At 70.0% G+C, this 2,537-nt stretch carries 2 protein-coding genes; both read right to left on the reverse strand.

Annotation, left to right across the window (positions count from 1 at the left end):
• Window positions 1-115: 115 nt before the first annotated feature.
• Entirely contained in the window at window positions 116-907 is a 792-nt protein-coding gene (istB, locus tag AB0K03_RS41050) for an IS21-like element helper ATPase IstB (RefSeq protein WP_364697582.1), read from the reverse strand.
• Window positions 904-2,406, reverse strand: a complete 1,503-nt coding sequence (gene istA / locus AB0K03_RS41055) for an IS21 family transposase (RefSeq protein WP_364697585.1) — start codon at window positions 2,404-2,406, stop codon at window positions 904-906. The genes istB and istA overlap by 4 nt, the downstream gene beginning before the upstream one ends.
• Window positions 2,407-2,537 lie beyond the last annotated feature (131 nt).

Below are 2,537 nucleotides of genomic sequence, written 5' to 3' on the forward strand. Positions count from 1 at the left end.
TGTCAATGGCCAATCAGTTCGCCCCAGAGGCGGCCAGTAGTCGTCCCCGCTGGCGGCCACGGATTTCTCCCCGCTGGCGGCCAGATAAGTTCCCCGCCGCGGGGTGGTGCTGTGCTCAGTGCAGGGCTTTGACGCCTTGCCCGGCAGTGGCTTGGTTGAACCGGTAACTGTCACCCTGGGTCACGACGACGTGGGCGTGGTGCAGGAGCCGGTCGACCGTGGCGGTGGCCAAGGTCTTCGGCATGATCTCGTCAAAGCCGGACGGGTGCAGGTTCGAGCTGACCGCGAGGCTGCGCCGCTCGTAAGCAGCATCGACCAGGCGATAGAAGCCTTCAGCGGCATCCGGCGAGACCGGCAGCAGGCCGATGTCGTCGATGATGATCAGGTCGGTGCGGATCAGCCGGCTCATCGCCCGGGTGACCGAGTCGTCGGGCCGGTGCCGGCGGACCATGACGCCGAGGTCCTCGATGGTGAACCAGGCGACGGTCATGCCGGCCTCGACGGCGGCCTGGCCCAGGGCCTCGCAGAAGTGGCTCTTGCCGGTGCCCGACGGACCACAGATCGACACGTTCTCCTTGCGCTGCACCCATTCCAGACTGCGCAGCGCGTCCTGAGTCGGCCGCGGAATCGACGAGGCCGCCTCGTCCCAGTCGCCGAAGGTCTTGCCAGACGGGAACGCGGCGCGTTTGCGGCGGGTCCGCAGATTTGCCTGGTCCCGGCCGGCGGCCTCCTCCGCGAGGAGCACCCGGACGACCTCGGCGGGGTCCCAGCGTTGTGCTTTCGCGGTCGGAACCAGGTCGGCCATGGCCCGCCGCAGGTGCGGCAGTTTCAGCCGCTTGGTGAGCTCGATCGCTTCGGCCAGGGGGTCACCGGCGGCGCCGGTGACCCGCAGCGGGGTGATGGTCACTGTTCTCCTGTCGTGGTGCCGAACGTGGACCAGGCAGAAGTGCCTGGTTGCAGGCTGTGGGTCTCGCTGGCCCGGGTCGGTGCGGCGTCGTCGCCGCGCTGGTGGGCAAGCAACCGCAGCAGGTCGTTGTCGGCGAACCGGCCCGCGAGGGCAGCGGTGCCGAGGGCTCGGTCGACGTCGGCCGGGTCGTGCAGTTTCGCCAAGGCGACGGCCTCGGTCATCTTGCGGCGGACCCCGCGAACGCCGGTGGCGGCGGCTTCGACCAGCCAGGCCGCAGCACCGGGCCCCAGGGCCAGGAACGCGGCCTCGTCAGCGGTGCGGGCTCGCGGCACCCGCTGGTCGGTGTCGGCCTGGCGCGTCCTGGCTGGGTAGTGCTCGTCGATGATCGACGGCCGGCCGGGCTGGGCCCGCTGGTGGCGGGCGACCTCGGCCGGGCCAGTGTCGGTGACGGCGGTGACGATCAGTTCGTCGCCGTGGAAACGGGCCCAGACCCTCGTGTCGACCAGGTGGTGCGGGACCGAGTAGCGCACGCCTTCGACGGAGATGGTGCAGTCCCAGTTCACCCGGCGGGTGGTGCCGAACGCGACCGTGAACGGCTGCGCGGGCAGCGGATGCAGCCGCTGCTGCTCTTCGAGCAGCGCTTCGGCCGGGCGGCGGCGGGTGTCGCGGTGGATCCGGTCGTTGACCTGCTCGGTGAAGTCGCGGCAGGCCGCCTCGAGCTCGGCGAACTTGCGGTACTGATCGAGCAGGTTCGCACTCGTCGGGACCAGGTCGGCCTTGGCGATCTTCACGGTGTTCTCGGCGCCGCCCTTGGACTGCGGATCGGCCGGGACGCAGGTGCGGATCGTCATCCCGTAGTGCCGGGCGACCTGCACAATCTCCGGGTTCCGGACGGCGATGTCCGCGACGTGCTCGACCGTGATGGTCTTCTCGTTGTCGGTGAGCACGTAGGCCGGCACCCCGCCCAACCGGCGCAGGGTCGCGTCCAGGCAAGCCACGATCGTCGGCAGGGTCTTGTCCAAAACGGGGATCACGACCCGGAACCGCGACCAGGGCAGCCAAGCGCACCACAACGTGGTCCGCCGGCCGCCGATCCGCGGACCTTCGCCCCAGTCGAACTGCATCCACAGCCCCGGCTCCGGAATCCACGGCCGAAACACCCGCCGCTGACCGGCCTGCCAGGACTTCTTCACCGCCGCGACCGCCCGGCGGGTGGTGCGTTCCCCGCCGGCGAAGCCCATCGCGGTGATCCGCCGGTGCACCACGTCGGCACGGATCCGGCCGCCCGAGCGGGCCACCAGCTCTTCGATCTTGTCCATAAAGTCGTCGATCGGCCGGGACCGCTGCGCACGCTCCTCGGGGCTACGGCCCTCCGCCCGCAGCTTCACATACCGGGCAACGGTGTGGTGGTCGCACCCCGCCAGCTCGGCCGCCGCACGGTAACTACCCGTGAGGTCGTAGGCCTCCAAGATTTCCACGATCTCCCTGCCGCTCTTCACGCCGCCGACCCTCGCCGACCGGCATCCGGTGTTGATCAGCGGGGAAGTATCTGGCCGTCCGCGGGGAGGACCTTGGCCATCAGCGGGGCGGTAAATGGCCGCCTATGGGGATCATTCACTGGCCGCGGACA

Source organism: Actinoplanes sp. NPDC049316, assembly GCF_040677315.1.
In the GTDB taxonomy this organism is placed as follows: Bacteria; Actinomycetota; Actinomycetes; order Mycobacteriales; family Micromonosporaceae; genus Actinoplanes.